Source organism: Nocardioides sp. NPDC058538, assembly GCF_042719275.1.
Taxonomy (GTDB): Bacteria; Actinomycetota; Actinomycetes; order Propionibacteriales; family Nocardioidaceae; genus Nocardioides.
Map to the genome: position 1 here is coordinate 93446 of NZ_JBHXNY010000014.1, position 20878 is coordinate 114323.

General features: G+C 69.7%; 16 protein-coding genes. 12 read left to right on the plus strand and 4 right to left on the minus strand.

The window, feature by feature from the left end; all coding sequences use genetic code 11:
• The first annotated feature begins 9 nt into the window (after positions 1-9).
• From ACFWQC_RS14885 to ACFWQC_RS14935, 11 genes are all read left to right on the plus strand, one after another.
• Positions 10-2940, plus strand: a complete 2931-nt coding sequence (locus tag ACFWQC_RS14885) for an AAA family ATPase (RefSeq protein ID WP_378679073.1) — start codon at positions 10-12, stop codon at positions 2938-2940.
• Positions 2941-3009: 69 nt separating this feature from the next.
• The gene (locus tag ACFWQC_RS14890) at positions 3010-3600 is read left to right on the plus strand and encodes a hypothetical protein (protein ID WP_378679075.1); all 591 of its coding nucleotides are present in this window, start codon (positions 3010-3012) and stop codon (positions 3598-3600) included.
• Between the two features lie 50 nt (positions 3601-3650).
• Positions 3651-4502, plus strand: coding sequence for an aldo/keto reductase (locus tag ACFWQC_RS14895; protein WP_378679077.1), 852 nt, complete (start codon positions 3651-3653; stop codon positions 4500-4502).
• Between the two features lie 248 nt (positions 4503-4750).
• Positions 4751-6610 carry a molecular chaperone DnaK gene (dnaK, locus tag ACFWQC_RS14900; protein WP_378679079.1) on the plus strand — a complete coding sequence of 620 codons (1860 nt, stop codon included), beginning with the start codon at positions 4751-4753 and terminating at the stop codon, positions 6608-6610.
• Positions 6607-7332: a nucleotide exchange factor GrpE gene (gene grpE, locus ACFWQC_RS14905; protein ID WP_378679082.1), complete on the plus strand. Its 726-nt coding sequence runs from the start codon at positions 6607-6609 to the stop codon at positions 7330-7332. Before dnaK ends, grpE begins: the two co-directional genes overlap by 4 nt.
• Before the next feature lie 81 nt (positions 7333-7413).
• Positions 7414-8607, plus strand: coding sequence for a DnaJ C-terminal domain-containing protein (locus ACFWQC_RS14910; protein ID WP_378679085.1), 1194 nt, complete (start codon positions 7414-7416; stop codon positions 8605-8607).
• Positions 8607-9044: a heat shock protein transcriptional repressor HspR gene (locus ACFWQC_RS14915; protein WP_378679088.1), complete on the plus strand. Its 438-nt coding sequence runs from the start codon at positions 8607-8609 to the stop codon at positions 9042-9044. The genes ACFWQC_RS14910 and ACFWQC_RS14915 overlap by 1 nt, the downstream gene beginning before the upstream one ends.
• A 421-nt stretch (positions 9045-9465) precedes the next feature.
• Positions 9466-10779 carry a hypothetical protein gene (locus ACFWQC_RS14920; protein WP_378679090.1) on the plus strand — a complete coding sequence of 438 codons (1314 nt, stop codon included), beginning with the start codon at positions 9466-9468 and terminating at the stop codon, positions 10777-10779.
• Positions 10764-11789, plus strand: a complete 1026-nt coding sequence (locus ACFWQC_RS14925) for an Abi-alpha family protein (RefSeq protein ID WP_378679093.1) — start codon at positions 10764-10766, stop codon at positions 11787-11789. Before ACFWQC_RS14920 ends, ACFWQC_RS14925 begins: the two co-directional genes overlap by 16 nt.
• Before the next feature lie 81 nt (positions 11790-11870).
• On the plus strand, positions 11871-13193 hold the full coding sequence (locus ACFWQC_RS14930; RefSeq protein WP_378679095.1) for a hypothetical protein: 1323 nt from the start codon (positions 11871-11873) through the stop codon (positions 13191-13193).
• Positions 13194-13272: 79 nt separating this feature from the next.
• Positions 13273-14166, plus strand: a complete 894-nt coding sequence (locus tag ACFWQC_RS14935) for an Abi-alpha family protein (RefSeq protein ID WP_378679098.1) — start codon at positions 13273-13275, stop codon at positions 14164-14166.
• Here the strand turns inward: ACFWQC_RS14935 and ACFWQC_RS14940 are convergent.
• Positions 14135-14998 carry a DUF692 family multinuclear iron-containing protein gene (locus ACFWQC_RS14940; protein WP_378679101.1) on the minus strand — a complete coding sequence of 288 codons (864 nt, stop codon included), beginning with the start codon at positions 14996-14998 and terminating at the stop codon, positions 14135-14137. The two genes, ACFWQC_RS14935 and ACFWQC_RS14940, sit on opposite strands and share 32 nt — an antisense overlap.
• 169 nt (positions 14999-15167) lie before the next feature.
• On the opposite strand from ACFWQC_RS14940, the gene ACFWQC_RS14945 reads away from it, so the two are divergent.
• Positions 15168-17396, plus strand: a complete 2229-nt coding sequence (locus ACFWQC_RS14945; RefSeq protein ID WP_378679104.1) for a transglycosylase domain-containing protein — start codon at positions 15168-15170, stop codon at positions 17394-17396.
• 90 nt (positions 17397-17486) lie between these two features.
• Here ACFWQC_RS14945 and ACFWQC_RS14950 read toward each other — a convergent pair whose 3' ends face one another.
• From ACFWQC_RS14950 to ACFWQC_RS14960, 3 genes are all read right to left on the minus strand, one after another.
• Complete coding sequence (locus ACFWQC_RS14950) at positions 17487-18338, minus strand: GTP-binding protein LepA (RefSeq protein WP_378679107.1); 852 nt, start codon at positions 18336-18338, stop codon at positions 17487-17489.
• Positions 18339-18534: 196 nt separating this feature from the next.
• Entirely contained in the window at positions 18535-19743 is a 1209-nt protein-coding gene (locus ACFWQC_RS14955; protein ID WP_378679110.1) for a lytic transglycosylase domain-containing protein, read from the minus strand.
• Positions 19744-19857: 114 nt separating this feature from the next.
• A complete protein-coding gene (locus ACFWQC_RS14960; protein ID WP_378679113.1) occupies positions 19858-20871 on the minus strand; it encodes an HAD family hydrolase in 1014 nt (337 codons plus the stop codon).
• Positions 20872-20878 lie beyond the last annotated feature (7 nt).

Below are 20878 nucleotides of genomic sequence, written 5' to 3' on the forward strand. Positions count from 1 at the left end.
ATGGGGGACATGGCGCAGAGTGCTCGGTCCTTCGTAGGTCGCGACTTCGAGTTGCAGACCGTCAGCGGGCTGCTCGGAGTCGCCTCGACAGGCTCGACCACCGATGCCCGACGGCAGCACGTCCTCCTCGCCGGCGACGCCGGCGTCGGCAAGACGCGTCTGCTCACCGCGCTGCGCGACAGTGCCGTCTCCGACGGCTGGCAGGTGCACGCGGGCCACTGCGTCGACTTCGGCGAGAGCGCCGTGGCGTACATGCCGTTCTCGGAGATCCTCGACCGCATCGTCGCGGACCTGCCCGACGTCGTCGAGCGGGTGGCGGCCGACTACCCGGCGCTGGCCAGGCTGAGGCCCGTACGCCGGGTGATGGGCGCCAACCAGGGAGCCGCCCCGACCGGCACCGACCGTGGGCAGCTCTTCGACGCCGTCCACACCCTCTTCGAGGCGGCCGCCGAGAAGGCGCCGTTGCTGGTCGTGGTCGAGGACACCCACTGGGCCGACCAGTCCACCCGCGACCTGCTGACCTACCTCTTCACCCGGCCCTACGTCGGCCCGGTCGCGATGGTCGCGTCCTACCGTGCCGACGACATCCACCGCCGGCACCCGCTGCGCCGCCAGGTCGGCGAGTGGGGCCGGCTGCCCGACGTCGAGCGGATCGTCCTCGAGCCGCTCTCCGACGACTCGGTGCGACTGCTGGTCCACGAGCTGGCCCCCGGCAAGGTCGACGCCGAACGAGTCGTACGCCGCGCCGAGGGCAACGCCTTCTTCGTCGAGGAGCTGGTCCAGGCCGGCTGCGACGAGGACCTCCCGGTAGACCTCGCCGACCTGCTGCTGGTGCGGCTGGACCGGCTCGACGGCTCGGCCCGGAGCGTGGTCCGCACGGCGAGCATCGCCGGGCGCCGGGTCACCCACGAGCTGCTCGCCGCGGTGACCGAGATGAAGACCGACGAGCTCGACGACGCGCTGCGCACCGCGGTCGAGCAGAAGGTGCTCGAGCCGACCGGCTCGCGCTACACGTTCCGGCACGCGCTGCTCGCCGAGGCGGTCTACGACGACCTGCTGCCCGGTGAGCGGGTCCGCCTGCACGCCCGGTTCGCCGAGGTGCTGAAGGAGACCCCAGGGCTGGGTGCGGCCGCGGAGCTCGCGCTGCACGCCAAGCACGCCGGTGACCTCGCGACCGCGCTACGGGCTCGCATCGCCGCGGCCGAGGAGGCCCGCAGCGTCAGTGGTGTGGGCGAGGCCGCCCATCACTACGAGAAGGCGCTTGGCCTCGCCGCCGACCCGAAGGTCACCCAGGCGGCGGCGGTCAACCTGGACCGGGTCTACGAGCGTGCCGCCGACACGCTCATCCTCGCCGGGCTGCCCTCGCGCGCCGACGCGATCCTGGCCGAGCGGCTCGAAGCCATCCCGTCCGGTCCGTCGGTGGGCCGGGCGCTGCTGCTGGCGACCCGGGCCGAGGCGGCCATCGCCATGGAGAACGGCGACCCGCTCACCCACTCCCACGACGCGATGGTCGCGCTCCCTGCCGACGCCGAGCCGAAGGCGCGGTGCGCGGTTCTCGCCGTGCGCACCCGGACGCTGGTCGCCTATCGCCGCAGCGAGGAGGCCGAGGCGGTCGGGCTGGAGGGCATCGAGATCGCCGAGCGGCACAGTCTCTCCAAGCTCGCCTCCGACATGGCCACCAGCCTGTCGATGCTCAAGGTCCGCACCCGCCGGGGTGGCGGCGACAAGGTCGAGGGCTTCCGCCAGGTGCTGCGCGAGACCATCGAGCAGGCGCGGCAGGTCGGGTCGACGTACGCGGTCAGCCGGGGATTGTTCGCGCTCGGCCGCTCCTATGACGAGGCCGGCGACTACGCGGAGGCGCTGAGGTGGTTCCGGGCGGTGATCGACGACGCCGGTGGTGAGTCGCTGCAGTGGTCCATGTACCTCGCCGCGGCCAGAGCCGACATCGTCCGGATCCAGATGGTCCTGGGGGAGTGGGACGAGGCGCTGGCGCTGGCCGGCGGCAACCTGCCCGACGCGCCGCCGGTCCCGGTCGCACTCCTCGATGTGCTCCGGATGATGATGGAGCAGGTGCAGGGGGCATCGGTCGGTGACGCGGCCAACGCGTTGCGGCCGTTCTGGACCCAGGAGGGCCTGATCGCCCTCTACGGCTCGATCGTGGAGATGACCGCGTCGGCCCGTGGCGGCGACCCCGAGGGAGTGCTCGGGGTCTACGCGGACGCGGTGGAGACGCTCTCCCAGTTCTGGACCGAGTGGTTCGGCGGCCGGGTGCGGCTGGCGGTCGTGGCCGCCTCCGGGATCGCGCAGATGCTGCCCTCGCTGCCGGCCGCGCGCTGGCCCGCGTTGGTGGAGGCCGTCGACGGGCTGCACAGCGACGGCGAGCAGGTGGTCGCGCAGTACGAGCCCGGAGAGTGGGGCCCAGAGGGACGCTCCTGGACCGCTCGGCTGGAGGCGGAGGTGCTCCGCGTCCACTGGCTGGCCGGCATCGACACCCCGCCTCAGGAGTCGCTGCTGGCGGCATGGGAGCGCGCCGAGCAGCAGGTCGAGGCCTACGGCGATGTCCCAGGTCTGGCCGCCGTCCGAACGACGTACGCCACCATCCAGCGGGCCACCGGCGACGTGGCCGGCTCGCGGGTGACCGCCGACAAGGCCCGGGCGACCGCGAAGCGGCTCGGGCTGCAGCCGTTGCTCGACGAGCTGAGGTCGCTCGGTGCGACGGCGGTCAAGCAGCAGCAGGCGACGTCGACGTCGCTGACGCCGCGGGAGAGCGAGATCCTGACGCTGGTGGCCGCGGGACGCAGCAACGGCGAGATCGGCAAGCAGCTGTTCATCTCCACGAAGACGGTCTCCGTGCACGTCTCCAACATCCTCGGGAAGCTGGGCGCCGGGAGTCGCACGGAGGCGGCCGCCATCGCGCGCCGCCAGCAGCTGATCAGCTGAACCTGTGGTGCTCGACAGGAACGTGTGGCTCAATTGTCACCATCACCACGGGCGGGTCGAGGAGCAGATGTGAAGCAGGGCGGGCAGCACCCGATCGCAGCCGGAGTCACGGCGCTCGTCGCGGTCGCGGTCGGGGTGGGGCTGATCATCGGGATCGGGATGTTCGTCGGTGCCAACATCCTGGGCCTCGGTGGCGGCGGTGCCGCCGACGACCAGGCCACCGACCCGGACGCGGGTGCCTCGCTCTACGCCCCGTCGCCCAAGCCGACCAAGACCGCGAGCGGGCCGGCGATCACGCTCAACGCCTCGCCCACGAGCGCTCCGGAGAAGCAGGCGGCCTCCACGAGCTCGTCGCCGTCCGAGACCGTCGAGGAGAAGCCGGCGAAGAAGGAGATCACCCTCCAGGCCGGAATCGTCCAGGCGAAGCCGATGGAGCGGATCGACCTCAGCGGGATCTACCCGCGCGGCGAGGGCGCCATCCTCCGCCTGGAGCGCAACGACGGCCAGGGCTGGGAGGAGTTCGGGATCCCGGACGTACGAGTCACCGGCGAGCAGTTCTCCACCCCGATCCAGTCCGGCCGGATCGGGAAGCACAAGTTCCGGATGAAGGACATCGACACCGGCACGTACTCCAACGTGGTGACCGTGACGATCGGCTGAGATCGAACCGAGGATGGAATAGGCCATCATCGGCTTGGTTGTATGTGGGTATGACGGTTCCCACGATCAAGCTCAATGACGGCACTTCGATCCCGCAGTTCGGTCTCGGCGTCTGGCAGGTTCCGCTGGACGAGACCGAGCAGGTGGTGAGACAGGCTCTCGAGGTCGGCTACCGCCACATCGACACCGCGCAGATGTACCAGAACGAGGCCGGAGTCGGCGCCGCGCTGAAGAGCGCCGGGCTCGCCCGCGACGACCTCTACGTCACCACCAAGCTCAACAACTCCCAGCACGACCCCGCCAAGGCGAAGGCATCGCTGGAGAGGTCCCTGGAGCTGCTCGGTCTGGACCGCGTCGACCTGTTCCTGATCCACTGGCCGCTGCCGACGCAGTACGACGGGACGTACGCGAAGACGTGGGAGGCCCTCGTCGGCCTCCGCGAGGAGGGCCTGACCACCTCCGTCGGCGTCTCCAACTTCCAGCCCGACCACCTCGACAAGATCGTCGCCGAGACCGGCGTCGCGCCCGCGGTCAACCAGATCGAGGTCCACCCCTACTTCGCCAACGAGGCCGCGCGCGCCGCCACCCTGGGCCACGGCGCGAAGGTCGAGTCGTGGTCCCCGCTCGGGCAGGGCGGCGGCGAGCTCACCGACCCGGTGGTCGCCGAGATCGCCTCCGCGCACGGCAAGTCGCCCGCCCAGGTCCTGCTCCGCTGGCAGATCGACCGTGGCGACATCGTCTTCCCCAAGTCCGTACGCCGCGAGCGGCTCGAGGAGAACCTCGCGATCTTCGACTTCGAGCTGAGCGCCGACCAGGTCGCCGCCCTCGCCGCCCTCGACAAGGGTGAGTCCGGCCGCTCCGGCCCCAACCCCGACACCTTCGACTGGATCCCGTCCTTCTGATCCCCGACCCCCGCCGAGTCGGCTCGTCATGACGAGCCGACTCGGCCTGGTTTTGGCCGGCGTTGGAATAGGGGGCGTAGGGTCTTCGTTGTGGAGAGTGAACGAAGTTGAGTTGATCCGACTCAACTTGTTTGCAACACTCGGCGGCAGCAGTCGCTGGGCGGGTGCAGAACAACCCAAGTCTTCCGGGGTCTCCCCAGGGAACACAGTCCACATACACACAGCTTCAACAAGCGGAGGTAGCAAAGATGGCACGTGCCGTCGGTATCGACCTCGGGACCACCAACTCGGTCGTCTCGGTTCTGGAGGGTGGCGAGGCCACCGTCATCGCGAATGCCGAAGGCGCCCGTACGACGCCTTCCGTGGTCGCGTTCAGCAAGTCCGGTGAGGTTCTGGTCGGCGAGGTCGCCAAGCGCCAGGCCGTCACCAACGTGGACCGCACCATCCGGTCGGTCAAGCGTCACATGGGCACCGACTGGAAGGTGAACATCGACGACAAGGACTTCACGCCGCAGCAGATCAGCGCGTTCGTCCTGCAGAAGCTCAAGCGCGACGCCGAGGCCTACCTCGGTGAGACGGTGACCGACGCGGTCATCACCGTCCCGGCCTACTTCTCCGACGCGCAGCGCCAGGCCACCAAGGAGGCCGGTGAGATCGCGGGCCTCAACGTCTCCCGCATCGTGAACGAGCCCACCGCCGCGGCGCTGGCCTACGGCCTCGACAAGGGCGACGACCAGACCATCCTCGTCTTCGACCTCGGTGGCGGCACGTTCGACGTGTCCCTGCTCGAGATCGGTGAGGGTGTCGTCGAGGTCAAGGCGACCTCCGGTGACAACCACCTCGGTGGTGACGACTGGGACAACGCGATCGTCAAGTGGATGGTCGAGAAGTTCAAGGCCGCCAACGGCGTCGACCTGGCCGCCGACAAGATCGCCGCTCAGCGCCTCCAGGAGGCCGCTGAGAAGGCGAAGATCGAGCTCTCCTCGAGCCAGAACACCTCGATCCACCTGCCCTACATCACCCACGGTGAGTCCGGCCCCCTCCACTTCGAGGAGACCATGACCCGGGCGGAGTTCCAGAAGATCACCGCCGACCTGCTCGACCGCACCAAGAAGCCGTTCGAGTCCGTCCTCAAGGACGCCGGCGTCGCCCTCAAGGACATCGACCACGTGGTCCTGGTCGGCGGCTCGACCCGGATGCCGGCCGTGACCGACCTGGTCAAGAGCCTGCTCGGTGGCAAGGAGCCCAACAAGGGCGTCAACCCCGACGAGGTCGTCGCCGTCGGTGCCGCGCTGCAGGCCGGCGTGCTGAAGGGCGAGGTCAAGGACGTACTGCTCCTCGACGTCACCCCGCTGAGCCTCGGCATCGAGACCAAGGGCGGTGTCTTCACTACCCTGATCGAGCGCAACACCACCATCCCGACCAAGCGCTCGGAGATCTTCACCACGGCTGACGACAACCAGCCGAGCGTCGAGATCAAGGTCGCCCAGGGTGAGCGCCCGATGTGGTCGGAGAACCAGCCGCTGGGCAACTTCGAGCTCACCGGCCTCCCGCCGGCGCCGCGTGGCGTGCCGAAGATCGAGGTCGCCTTCGACATCGACGCCAACGGCATCGTGCACGTCTCCGCCAAGGACCAGGCCTCGGGCCGCGAGCAGTCCATGACGATCTCCGGCGGCTCCGCGCTGTCGAAGGACGACATCGACCGCATGGTCAAGGAGGCGGAGCAGTACGCCGAGGAGGACGCCAAGCGTCGCGAGTCCATCGAGATCCGCAACCAGGGTGACAGCCTCGTCTACACCACCGAGAAGTTCATCACCGACTCCGGCGACAAGGTCCCGGACGACGTGAAGACCGAGGTGCAGGCCGACCTGGACGAGCTGAAGAAGGTCCTCGAGAACGCAGACGCCGACAAGGACGCCATCCAGACGGCGATCACCAAGCTCGGTGAGTCCTCGCAGAAGATGGGTGCGGCCATGTACGCCGCGGCCGAGGCCGAGCAGTCCGCTGCCGGTGGTGCCACCGGCGCGACCGGTGAGGCCGACGACGACGTCGTCGACGCCGAGATCGTCGACGAGCCCGTCGAGGGTGAAGAGGGCGACAAGAAGTGACGAAGCGCCGCCCCGGCGGGGCGGAGGAGGCCGTCGAGGAGACGACCTCCGAGGCCCCGCAGCCCGAGACCGACAACCCTTCGACAGGCTCAGGAGGGCCCTCAGGACATCGCGTCGAGGAGTCGACCGAGGCCGTCGAGGTGGACGCTCCTGAGGGCGACGCCTCGGACTCGGACGACGCCGCCGAGGAGGAGGCCTCCGTCGAGGAGGCGGAGGACGAGGCGGACGAGGCAGACGTCGAGGAGGACGTGGTGATCGAGGACGACAGCGAGGTGGACTTCATGGGCGATGCCGCCGACGAGGTCGACAAGCGGGTCTCCGAGCTGACCACGGACCTGCAGCGTCTCCAGGCCGAGTACGTCAACTACAAGAAGCGGGTCGACCGTGACCGCGAGCTGGTCTCGCAGAACGCGACCTACAAGGTGCTCGCTCCGATCGTCGAGGTGCTCGACACCATCGACCGTGCCCGCGAGCACGACGAGGTCGACGGCGGCTTCAAGGCCGTCGCCGACCAGCTCGAGAAGATCGTGACCAACCTGGGTCTGAAGAAGTTCGGTGAGCCGGGCGACGTCTTCGATCCCAACCGTCACGAGGCGCTCAGCCACATGGGCACCGACCCGGAGGTCGAGGAGACCTCGGTCAAGCTGGTCGCCAAGGCCGGCTACATGATCGGCGACCGGGTGGTCAGGGCCGCGCAGGTCCTGGTCGTCGACCCGGAGTGACCCGGAGTGACAACCATGGGTGGCCGGGGCTGTCGAGAGATCGACAGCCCCGGCCACCGAGAAGAAGGGAGGAGGGGCTAGGTGGCTGAGAACGACGGGATCCGGCCGGACTGGATCAACAAGGACTACTACGCCGAGCTGGGTGTCAAGAAGGACGCCTCGGGCGACGACATCAAGAAGGCCTATCGCAAGCTCGCGCGGGCCAACCACCCCGACTCCAACCCGGGCGACGACGCCAAGCACGAGAAGTTCAAGAAGATCGCCGAGGCCTACGACGTCATCGGCGACACCGAGAAGCGCAAGAAGTACGACGAGGTTCGCACCCTCGGCGCCTCGGGCGGGTTCCCTGGTGGCTTCGGCGGCACGGGTGGCGGTCGCGGCTACAACTTCGACGACCTCTTCGGCGCCGGTGGTGCCCAGGGCGGTGGCCTCGGCGACATGTTCGGCGACCTCTTCGGTGGTCCCGGTGGTGCCGGGGGAGGCTTCGGTGGGCGGCGTACGACCCCGAGGGCTCGGCCGATCAAGGGCGCCGACGTCGAGACGAGCGCCACGATCGGGTTCACCGACGCGCTCGACGGCGTGACCATCTCGCTGCGGCTGACCTCGGACGCCGCCTGTCCCGACTGCAACGGCACCGGTGGCAAGCCCGGCACCAAGCCGCGGGTCTGCCCCGAGTGCGAGGGCGCAGGCTACGTCGTCAACTCCGTCGGCGGCGCGTTCTCGATGAACGAGACCTGCCCGCGCTGCGGTGGCCGCCAGCTGATCTACGACGAGGCCTGCCCGACCTGCCACGGCTCCGGCCGCGGCACCTCCGCGCGCACCATCCAGGCGCGCATCCCGGCCGGCGTCAAGGACCGTCAGCGGATCCGGCTCAAGGGCAAGGGTGCCGCCGGTGAGAACGGCGGCCCGGCCGGTGACCTCTACGTCACCGTGCACGTCACGCCCCACCGCGTCTTCGGTCGCAAGGACGACAACCTCACCATCGACGTACCGGTCGGGTTCGACGAGCTCGCCCTCGGCGCCGAGGCGAAGCTGCCGACGCTGTCCGGCTCGCCGGTGACGCTGCGGATCCCCGCCGGGACCCCCAACGGGCGTACGTTCCGGGTCCGCGGCAAGGGGTTCCGTCGCTCGGACGGCACCGTGGGTGACCTGCTCGCGACCGTCGAGGTGCAGATCCCGGCCGTGCTCGACGCCGACGCAAAGGCCGCTGTCGAGGCTTATCGGTCCGCGATGGCCGGCAAACCCCTGCGTACGTCCCTTCTCGAGGAGTCATGATGAGTGACGGATTCGGCAGCCCTGGGCCGGATGCGGCGGTCTACGTGATCAGCGTCGCCGCGGAGCTGACCGGGCTGCACCCGCAGACGCTGCGTACCTATGAGCGGATGGGCCTGATCACCCCTGGTCGCACCGGGGGCGGCGGGCGGCGCTACTCCTTCCACGACATCGAGCTGCTGCGCTCGATCGCGGACCTGACCGCGGCCGGCATCGGCATCGAGGGCGTGCGTCGCATCCTCGCTCTCGAGCAGCACGTCGACGCCCTGCGCCGGCGCAACGAGGAGCTGCTGCACGAGCTGGCCGCGACCCGCGAGGCGCTCGCCCAGGCCAGGGCGGCGGCGCCCGAACCGAAGGGGCCCGTCAACAGGCTTCCTGCGGTTCGCCAGGCTCCGCCAGGACAGGCGATCGTGGTCTGGCGGCGCCAGCAGCAGGGCTGACACACCCCTATTGATCGCTTGACAGATTTGTTGGCGAGTTGTGGACTTCGGGTAAAACCGATGTTGGTGCCATACCCGCATACTGATGAGTAAGCCGCGGGTGTCGGACCAACCCCCATATGGTCGGGGCACACGCGGCGGACCCGGTGGAGCCGACCCGAGACGGACCCGCCGGGTCCTTCCAATTTCGGCGTGGCAGGGATTCCCGGTTGACCGATTGCCTGTCTCGTGTGACAGATCTGGCCCCCGGTGCGAGCGTCGCCTTGGATCGAGCCTCGATGATCGGGCAGGATCTGAAGTGACGCCTGCGCGCGGCGCGGGCGAGATATCTCCCAGCTCGGTGACTCTCGGCGCGCCTCTGTGTTGATCGGTGCAGTCTCCGGATAGCGGGAGACTCACTGACCGAAATACAAGGGGTCCCGTGTCTAGCGTCGTCGACGTGCTCTCCGGGTGGGACATCGACTGGTTCGAGTTCTGGTCGGTCCCGATCTTCACCGCCGTGACCGGCTGGCTCATCAACTGGTCGGGGCTGTGGATGCTCTTCTCCCCGATCCATTTCCACGGGATCACCGTGCCCGGGCTCAAGCAGATCGCCGGCTCGCTGCCGCGCAAGGTCCAGGAGATCCCGGGCATCCTGCGCGGCGGGCTCGGCTGGCAGGGGATCGTGCCGGCACGGGCCGCGAAGATGGGCTCGATCGCCGTCGACCGGGCGCTGTCGCAGATGGCGACGGCCCGAGACTTCTACGAGCAGCTCGAGCCGGACAAGATCGCCGCCCACATCGTCGACGTCTTCCGTCCCGAGATCCCGCTGCTCGTCGACGAGATCATGTGGCGTGAGCATCCGCGGTTCTGGCGCGATCTGCCGCGCCCGCTGCGTACGGTCGTGATCCAGCGGGTCCAGGACCGGCTCCCCGAGGTCGTCGGGGACGTGACCGTCGAGATCGGCCACCACATCGACCAGATCTTCGACCCGAAGATCATGGTGATCGAGAACTTCGAGAAGGATCCCTCGATCATCGTGCGGATCTTCAAGGACTTCGGGGCCCGTGAGCTGCGGATGATGGTCGTCTTCGGGGCGATCTTCGGCTTCCTGCTCGGTATCCCGGTCGCCGTCGTCGACCAGGCCTTCCACATCTGGTGGCTGCTGCCGATCCTCGGTGTACTGGTCGGTTGGACGACCAACCTGCTCGGCATGCTGCTCATCTTCGAGCCCGCCGAGCCCAGGCGGATCGGGCCGTTCAAGATCCAGGCGCTCTTCGCCCGGCGGCAGTGGCAGGCCTCGGACGTCTACGGCAAGCACATCGCCAAGGACGTGATCACGCTCGAGCACATCGGGGAGCACCTCCTCAACGGGCCGTCCGGCGACCGCACCCGACAGATGCTCGCCGCGGCCCTCGAGCCGGCGGTCAACGCAGCGGTCGGACCGGCCTATGGTGCGGTCCGGGTCGCGGTCGGGACCAGGAGGTTCGACGCGATCCGGTCCTCGGTCGCCGAGCAGGCCGTCGACTACACGCTCACCCCGCTGCGCGACGCCGCCTTCAGCCAGCAGCAGTCGTGCAACATCCGCCGGCTCATCGCCGACCGGTGCCGGGCGCTGCCCCCGAAGACCTTCGTTGAGATGATGCGAGCCGCGATCAAGGAGGACGAGTGGCTGCTCTACGCCCACGGGGCGATCATGGGGCTGGCGGGCGGGTTTCTGCACGTCGCAGTCTTCGAATGGTGGAACGTGTTGTGAACGCCCTCCACATCAACACCGAGCCGGAAGCCCGTCAGCCACGCTCGATCGAGCCGCCCGAAGAGCTCGTCGAGGGCCGGGAGGGGATGCACCGCATGCCCACGCCGGCCCCGAGCGGTGGTCTCGTCGACGATGCGATGGAGGTCCTCCCTGGCCTGCTCCGGATCTCCGCGGTCACGGTCGCCCACACCGCTGGCTGGGGGCTGAGGACGTACGCCAGAGGGGTGGGGCGGGTCGCGAAGGCGGTCGTCGATCCCGACGAGGCGGTCCGGCTCACCGAGGACGTGGCGACCAACGCCCGCCAGGTGACCGCCCTCGCGAAACGGGTCGCCACGGGCAACCCGGTCACCGGTCTGCTGGAGCGGTTCGCGCTGCCGGCCGCCGAGAGCGCGCGGGCGGCGATGGAGGGCCGCGCCGCACGGGTCAACGGAGTCGCCCCGGGCACGGAACCCGACCGACTGCGCCGGACCGGCGAGGAGTTGCTGCGCCGCTCGCGTGACGTATGGGACGAGAACGAGCGCCATCCGGCCTTCGTCAGCATCCTCGACGAGCTGGCCCCCGACGAGGCCCGCATCCTGGTGCTGATGCTCAAGGACGGCCCGCAGCCGGCCGTCGACGTGGTCGAGGGCGGCATCATCGGCCACCTGCGCGGGGCTCGGATGATCGCCCGGGGACTGACCATGATCGGCGCGCAGGCCAGCGTGCGCTACCCGTCGCTGGTGCCGCAGTACCTCAACAACCTGACCCGGCTCGGTCTGGTCTGGCAGTCCGAGGACCCGATCAGCGAGCTGATCCGCTACCAGGTGGTTGAGGCGCAACCCGACGTACTCGCAGCTCTCCACGCCAAGGGCGGCGCCCGGATCAAGCGACGCGCGATCCACCTGACCCCGTTCGGGCAGGACTTCGCCCGGGCCTGCTTCGCCGACGTCGAGGATCTCGACCGGCTGCCGAGCCATGAGATCCCGCCCGGCGCGGCGACGGAGGCCCCAACCGATAGCCCAACCGAATAGCAGACGCTTCGGGGTGTTTGCGTTCGCCTGTGGGTAGGGTACGCATACTGACGGTCTGGAACTCTGGCGGAAGGAGCTCGGATGTCGCCGGAGTGGCAGGACTCGCTGGTCAGCTGGTTCGAGGACTGGGCTGCCCACGTCCACTGGCTCTCGCTGATCACCATCCCGATCTTCACCGGGGTGATCGGCTGGCTGATCAACTGGTCGGGCCTCTACATGCTCTTCTCCCCGCTCTCCTTCAAGGGGTTCCAGGTGCCCGGGCTGCGCGAGCTGACCAGGGTGCTGCCGCACAAGCTGCAGGAGGTCCCGGGCCTCGCCCAGGGCGGGATCGGCTGGCAGGGCATCATCCCTGCCCGGGCCGCGAAGATGGGCTCGATCGCCGTGGACAAGGCGATCGCCAAGCTCGGCACACCCAGTGACTTCTACCAGCAGCTCGGCCCCTCGGAGATCGCCACGCACATCGTGGAGACCTTCCGGCCGGAGGTGCCCGAGCTGGTCGAACAGATCATGATGCGCGAGCACCCGCGGCTCTGGCGCGACCTGCCGCAGGCGGTCAAGGACGCGATCGCCGTCCGGGTGCAGGCGCAGCTCCCCTCGATCGTGCACAAGGTCACCGACGACATCGGCATACACATCGACCAGCTGCTCGACCCGAAGCTGATGGTCATCGACCACTTCCGCAAGAACCCTGCCCTGGTGGTCAGGATCTTCCGTGACTTCGGGCAGCGCGAGCTCAACCTGATGGTCGCCTTCGGGTTCATCTTCGGCTTCCTGCTCGGCATCCCGGTGGCGCTGGTCGACCAGACCTTCCATCTGTGGTGGCTGCTTCCCGTCCTCGGCGTGGTCGTCGGCTGGGTGACCAACCTGCTCGGCATGTGGCTGATCTTCGAGCCCGCCGAGCCGCGACGCATCCTGGGGATCAAGGTGCAGGGTCTCTTCCCGCGCCGCCAGGAGCAGGCCGCGGAGGTCTACGCCGACATCATCGCCACCGACGTGATCACGCTCGAGCGCATCGGCGACTTCCTGCTCGACGGCCCCCGCGGCGACGCCACTCGCAAGCTGCTGATCAACGCGCTGATGCCCGCGGTGGACCGGGCGGCTGGGCCCTACCGGGGTGCGGTGCGGATAGCGCTCGGCTCGGAGCGGTTCGACCGGATCAGCACCTCGGTGGCCAACGAGGCGGCGGATCGTACGCTGGTGCCGTTCCGCGATCCCGGTTTCAGCCGTCACCAGGCGGACAAGATCCGTGACCTGGTCGCGCGGCGCACCAAGGAGCTCCCGCCGGGCGACTTCGTGGACATGATGAGGTCAGCGATCAAGGAGGACGAATGGATGCTCTACGCCCACGGCGCGATCATGGGACTCGCGGGCGGCTTCCTGCACCTTCTAATCTTTCCGACATGAGCGAGCGTCAGCGAGTGATCATGGGATCCACCATGGCGCCGCATCCGTATTCTGGCGCTTGCGCTACGGAGGTGGCGCCATGAGTTTCTTGGGCAAGGTCGTCCCGACCGCCTCCGCCGTGGCCGGCACCGCTCCCGGCCTGGCGAGGGTGGCCGCGGGGGCTGCCTGGCACACGGCCGGGTGGGGACTGCGCACCTCCGGCCGCGCCGGGATCCGGGTCGCCCGGGCGATGGTCGACCAGGACGTACGCGTGGGGCTGGTGCGGGAGACGGCCGAGGCGGTGGGCATCGTCGCCGGCACCGCGGCCCGGATCATCCTGCCCAGCTCGAACCAGGTGATGGAGCTCTCCGACGCCGACTACGAGGCCGCCGGCCGCGATGTCGTGCTCGCCCGCACGAGGGAGGCCGAGGCGTCCGAGGACTCCCTGCCGGTGCTGCGCCGGCGAGGGGCCGAGCTGCTCGACCGGTCCCGCGACGTCTGGGCCGATGAGCAGGGGCACCCGGCGTACGCCCGGATCCTCGACGAGCTCGCGCCCGACGAGGCGCGGATGCTGCTCTACCTGCTCCAGGCCGGGCCGCAGCCCGCGGTCGACATCCGCACCGGTGGGCCGGCTGGCCTCGTCGGCAGCACCATGATCACTCCCGGTCTCAACATGATCGCCAGGCGCAGCGGCGTGCGCTATCCGGACCGGGTGCCGGCCTATCTCAACAACCTGTTCCGGCTCGGGCTGGTGTGGTTCTCCAAGGAGCCGCTGCCCGACCCGTTGGAGTACCAGGTCCTCGAGGCCCAGCCCGACGTGCTCGAGGCGCTGCACTCGGTGAAGTTCGCCAAGATCGTGCGCCGCTCGGTTCACCTGACGCCGTTCGGCGAGGCCTTCGGCCGCACCACGCTGGTGGACGAGGTCTCGGCCGAGGCCACCTTCCCGCAGCATCAGGCTCCAGTCACAGGCGGGGCGGATCTGCCAAAGGCGTAGCGATCGCCTCGGCGAGCTTCGTGAACTCAGGGTCGACGGTCTGCGGTGACACATCAGCGTCGCGTTCGAGCATGATCCCGGGGAGCCGTCGCCCGGCGTACGCCTCGACCGCGGTCGCGAGCAGCGACAACACCGGCTCCGGCATCGGGTGGGCATGGGTGTCGATGTAGAGACTCTCGCGCTCGATGCCGCCGGCGACGTGCATGTAGGCGACCGCGTCGAGCGGGAAGCGACTGAGCTCGGCTGCAGGGTCGGTGCCGCGGGCGACCGCGGAGGCGTAGAGGTTGGCGACATCGAGGACGAGGCGTACGCCGGTGCGCTCGACGAGCTCGGTGAGGAAGTCGGGCTCGCTGATGGTGTCCTCGGGCCAGGTGAAGGTGGCGGCGATGTTCTCGACCGCGAGCGGCACCGGCAGCTGGCCCTGCGCGGTCCGGACGTTGTCGACCAGCACGTCGAGCGAGTCCTTCGTGCGCGGCGGCGGCAGCAGGTGGCCTGCTTCCAGGACGTCGCCGTGCAGCGGGTCGGGGGAGTCGCTCGCCCGCACGAACGCGACGTGCTCGGAGACGAACGGGCTGTCCAGGACCTCGGCGAGCTCGGCCAGTCGGGTGAGGCGGTCCGCCGCCGGGTGGTCCGCGCCGGCCAGGCCGAGGGTGACGCCGTGCGCGATGACCGGGACGCCGAGATCCAGGACGGCCTGCGGGACCCGCGCCGGTGCGGTGTTCTCCGCGACCACCTCGGTGAACCCGAGCCGGCCGGAGGCGGCGTACGTCTGGAGGAGCTCGGCGATCGCGGGGCGCCATGCCACGGCGATGCCGGAGACCGATGGGTTCACAGGGTGAAGTGTGGCGGATCGAACGCGGCCGGTGTGGGCCCTTCCGGTATCCTGAACACCTGTTCTCCGATCTTTCAGCAACCCTCGCCGGTCCTGGCTCGAGGTCCGGGTAGGAGCCCCCATCTTGGCCCGCAAAGTCGTTCGTTCCCTCCCCTTTCATCGCGTTGTGATGCGGTTCGCGGCTCTCATCGGCGTCGCCGCGGTGACCGGGCTGGTCGCCTCCGGCATGGCAGTCCCGTTCATCCATCTGACCGGCGTCGCGGCCAAGTCCGGCGCCCAGGCGATCGACGAGCTGCCCCTCGACATCGACATGGGCGAGCTGTCGCAGACGACCCGCATCCTGGATGTCCACGGCAAGGTGATCACGACCCTCTACGACCAGAACCGGTCCTACAAGGCGCTCGACCAGATCTCGCCCAACATGCCGAAGGCGCTGCTCGCGATCGAGGACAGCCGCTTCTACGAGCACGGCGCGATGGACCTCAAGGGCACGCTGCGGGCACTGCTGCGCAACTCGGCCTCCGAGTCGGGCTCGGTGCAGGGCGGCTCGTCGATCACCCAGCAGCTGGTCAAGACGACTCTCGTCTACGGGGCCGACACCGACGAGGAGCGGGCCGCCGCGACCGAGAAGTCCACGGCCCGCAAGATCCGCGAGCTCCGCTATGCGATCTGGCTCGAGGAGAACCACGACAAGGACTGGATCCTCGAGCGCTACCTCAACGCGGCGTACTTCGGTGACTCGGCCTACGGGGTCCAGGCCGCCGCGAAGCACTACTTCGGTGTCGACGCCGCCGACCTGACCTGGGGGCAGGCCTCGATGCTGGCCGGGATGGTGAAGAACCCGACCGGCTACGACCCGACCGACTACCCGGACGCCACGGTGGCGCGCCGCAACCTGGTGCTCGAGCGGCTGGCCCAGGTCGGCGATCTGCCGCGGGCCGACGCCGAGAAGCTCAAGGAGAGCGAGCTCGGCCTCAACGTCCAGGACAGCCGCAACGGCTGCTTCGGATCCTCGGCTGAGTTCTTCTGCGACTACGCGCTGCAGTGGCTGCTCGCCGACAAGTCGCTGGGCGAGACCGAGGCCGAGCGCTGGCGGCTGCTCCAGACCGGCGGCCTGACCATCAGGACGACTCTCGACGCGAGCTTTCAGAAGGCGGCGCAGCGGTCGGTGAGCGGCCGCGTCTCGCCCACCGACAACGCCGTCGGCGCCCTGGCGATGGTCGAGCCCGGCACCGGCAACGTCAAGGCGCTCGCGCAGTCGCGGCCGATGGGCGAGAACCGGAAGAAGGGTGAGTCCTACCTGAACTACCTGGTGCCGAAGGAGTACGGCGACGCCAACGGCTTCCAGGCAGGCTCGACCTTCAAGGTCTTCGTCGGCGCCGCGGCGATCGAGAAGGGCTTCCCGCTCAGGCAGGAGATCCCGTCGCCGGCCAAGAGGACGTTCAACCAGGGCTCCTTCGCCAACTGCCCCGGCGAGGGCAACTTCAGCCCCAACCCCTACCCGGTCGGCAACTCGACCACCTCGGGCAACAAGAACCTCTACACCGGCACCCGCGAGTCGGTGAACACCTTCTACGTCCGGCTCGAGCAGTTCACCGGCGTCTGCGCCCCCTACTCGCTCGCGAAGAAGATGGGTGTCAGCCTGACCGATCCCGCCCACGAGCGGGTGCCGTCCTTCACCCTCGGCCCGGTCGACGTCAGCCCGCTGGAGATGGCCGAGGCGTACGCGACGTTCGGTGCTCGCGGCAAGCACTGCGACTCGCGGCCGGTGACCGAGATCGTCGGCCCGGACGGGAAGACGATGAAGGAGTACGCCTCCTCGTGCGAGCAGGTGATGCGTACCGGCACCGCCGATGCGATGAACGACATCCTCCGCGGCGTGCTGCAGCCGGGCGGGTTCGGGCAGCGGCTCGCGCTGGGCGTGCCGTCCGCCGGCAAGACCGGGACCACCAACAGCAACCGCGCGGTGTGGTTCAACGGCTACACGCCCAAGCTGGCGACCGCGTCGATGATCGCCGGCGCCAACTACGAGGGCAAGTGGGTCTCTCTCAACGGGCAGCGCCTCCGCGGTGGCTACGTCGCCTCGGCGTCGGGCTCGACCGTCGCCGGCCCGATGTGGGCCGACGCGATGCGGGCGATCGATGGCAAGCTGGGCTCCGCCAACTTCGTACGTCCCGGCGCCAGCGTCGTCAACGGCAAGGGCGTCAAGATCCCGAAGGTCGAGGGGCTCTCCACCGCCAAGGCCACTGCCCGGCTCAAGGCGGCCGGGTTCAAGCCGGTCGTCGGCAAGCGGGTCAAGTCACGCTGGAAGGCGGGCACGGTGGTGGGCACGGTCCCCGGCAGCCGGGCGATCAAGGGGGCGACGGTCGAGATGCTCGTGTCGAAGTGGCGCGGATAGAGGTTTCGCGGAGGGGGCTGCGTTGGTCTCGACACGCTCGCTGGCGCGAGGGTCTGAACGAAGTGGCCCTCGACCAGCGGAGGCGCCCCGCTATGCGGCTGACCGCGCCCGGGCTGCCTCGACCGCGTCGCGGAAGGCGCGGGTGACGTAGTCGGGGACGGGTAGGCCGCGGTCGCGGGCCCAGAGCAGCTCCTGCTCGACCCGGGCCACGTCGGCGGCGAGGTCGCGGCCTTCGTGATCGACACCCAGGGTCTCCATGACATCGCCGAAGTCGGCGAGCTGGGTGACGCTGTTGACCCCGACGGGGGCGAAGGAGATCCGGCGCAGGCGTCGGACCAGCCACTTCTGCCAGGCCGCGAGCGTGGCCCAGTGGGCGCGGGCGGAGAGCTGGTAGAAGGCGTAGTGGCCCGGCTCCTGGCGTTTGATCGGCGCGATGACGGTGTCGGCGACGGCGTGCTCGCCGGTCTCGATGACCCCGTCGTGGAGCAGGTTGTAGGCGATCACCGCAGAGCGTTCGGTGGCCATGCCGGTCAGGTAGTAGAGCATCCGGCAGACGTCCTGGAACGGCTCCAGGTGAGCCAGCAGGCCGAGCACCTTCAGCTTCAGGCCGACGTGGTCCAGATCGGTGGTCGCCGGCGGGCGGCCGAGGATCTGCTGGAGGCGGTCGAGGATGAGTCCGTGCTGGATCTCCTGCGGCTGCCACACCTCGGCGTAGAACTGCTTGTCGACCTCGGGTGGGTTGGGGAGCATGGTCGAGATCTCGAGTACGTTGCGGTCGACCTCGAGCTCGACCCGCGCCATGTAGTCGAGCACATGGCCGAAGCGGGCGCCGAAGCCTGCCGGGTCGTTCACGGTGAAGTCGACCGAGTCCATCGGGATCGGTGGGTGCTCCTCGCCGAGGCGCGCGACATGAGCAACGAGACGTTCGGTATCTGTCGGCATCGAGGCGGCTCCCGGTGGGGTGTCAGCAGCGTCTCCAGTGTGCCCGCACTGAGTGGCTTTGTAACGCGATTTTACGTGAACGAGGGGTGTTGGCCTCGACACTTTTCGTGCGCCGGCTCGACCAGCGGGGGAGAGCGATGGTCGAGAGGGGCGCGAGGGGAGGGCGCGCCGAGGCCAACACGTTTGGGGCCGAGCCTCAGGACGTGCTCGCGGAAGCCTCCGGGCCGGCGGACTCGGTGGCCGTCTCGGTCGGGGTCTCCGACGGAGCCTCGGTCGGGGTCTCGGTCGGGGTCTCGGTGGGTGTCGGGTCCTCGGTGGGTGTTTCGGTGGGTGTTTCGGTGGGTGTTTCGGTCGGCGTCTCGGTCGGCGACCCCGTGGGGGAGCCGCTCGGGTCCGGGCCGGAGGTGGGCGACGGGACGACGGATCCGTCATCGCCGGGGGAGTCCGAGGGTGACGGGGAGGAAGGCGTGGTCGAGCCGCCGCTGGGCGTACCGGTGTCCGTCCCGCCCGATGGCGAGCCGCCTGAGCGCCGGGGCGGCTGGGCGCTGGGCGAGGCGCCGGAGAGGGGCTCGAGGTCGGAGGCGGAGGTGACCGGGATCTGCGCGGCAGGCAGGACGACATCGGTCGGTGCCTCGAAGGTTCCGAGCCGATAGCCGTCGGCGATCTGCAGGACCGCCGAGACGTACGCCTCGCTGTGGTTGTAGCGCAGCACGGCCGAGCGCTGCCCGGCCTCGGTGGACAGGTCGGCGGAGCCGGAGCACAGGTAGACCGCGGCGGCGAGCGCGGCATCGTCGACGTCCTGCGGGTCGCGGCGCCCGTCGCCATCGGCGTCGACCCCGACATCGGACCAGGTCGACGGGATGAACTGCATCGGCCCGACCGCACGGTCGTAGACGAGGTCGCGGTCGTAGGTGCCGCCGTCGGTGTCGAGGATGCGTGCGGTGTCGGCGGCCCCGGTGAGAGGTACGCCGAAGATCCCGGGCGTCGCGACCCCGGAAGCGGACAGCGTGTTACCCCCGGCGCGGCCGTGGTCGGACTCGACCCGCCCGATGGCGGCGATCAGCGACCAGTCGAGATGACAGCCCGGGTCGGCGTCGGCCAGCACCGTCGCGGCGCGCTGGTAGGCGGAGAGCGCGGTCTCGGGGATGACGCCGGCAGCCGCCTCGGCGGCGAACCCGGCAGGCTTGGCTGCGAGGGTGGGACTGACCTTGGGGATGGGCTTGACCGCGGAGACGCTCACCGGCGGCAGCAGCTCCTGGGTGGGCACCTCGACCGGCACCTGACGCACGCTGGCCGTGGCATCGACGGGCCGGCCCTCCTGGATCGCATGGATCGTCCAGGCGGCGGTGGCGGCGGCGACGGGCAGCGCAGCTGCCTTGAACAGCAGACCGGGTCGTGGGGTCATCCTCGGTCACATCCTCGGGTCGGGCGGGGTGGGGCGACGTCACCGATCCAGCCATCATGTGAGCCCCGCCACAACGGGCTGAGCGCGATCCGGGCCGAGAATCCGCGAAACTACTCACGTACGTGACAAGTTTCCGGTCCTCGACACCGGAATCGCCCCGGCCACGGCCGCGGTCACCAGGCACAGCAGCGCGCACCCTGTGGCGAGGAGGACCGAGCCGGCGCCCAGGATCGTCAGCACCGCCCCGACCACCGCCGGCACCAGTGCGACGGGCGAGGCCCAACGACGCCCCACGACAGCCCCGCGAGCGAGCGAGATCAGCTCGGCGACGCGCCGGACGTCGAGATCCGCCAGCCGTACGCCGGAGCTCCCGCCCACGGTCAGGTCGGCCACCGCCTGGGCCTCGGCGTCCTCCGGGCGAGCGCTCACGAAGGCGACGACTCGTCCCTGCTCCTGCAGCTCGGCGACGAGCCGCTCCCGCTTCTCGGGGGCGATCTCGGAGTGCCATCGCTCGATCCCACAGGTCTCGGCGAGGTGCTCGGTCTCGCGGTCGGTGTCGTCGGAGACCAGCACCGGCGTCACCCCCGCGGCCGTCAGCCGTGACACCGACGCGCCCGCGTCCTCGCGCGGCTGGTCGCCGACCACGACGTAGCCCAGCGGCCGACCGTCGAGCTCGACGCCGAGGACGGTGCCGCGGTCGGCGCGCTCGGCCATGCCGACCCAGGACGGCCGCCCGACGCGTACGGGATGCCGGTCCACCGACCCCCGCACCCCTGATCCGGGAACGACGCCGAAGTCGGTCACCTTGCCCCGCGGCGAGAGCCGGGCGACCGCTCGGGCGAGCGGGCCCTCGGCCTCGTGCTCCAACGCTCCCGCGAACCAGCGCAGATTGCGCAGGTGGTCGGGGTCGAGCGGGTCGACGGTGGTCACCACGAGCCGCCCGGTGGTCACCGTCCCCCACCGGTCGAGCACCACGGTGTCGACTCGGGCAGCGAGCGCCCAGGAGGACCGCGGCACCGACTCGATCCCGTGCCGGCGCCCGGCCCAGCTCGCGACGAAGTGCGGGAACACCGACCCCAGGACGTACGCGACGACAGCACCGGCCACGAGAACGATCGCTTCCACCATGAGCGGC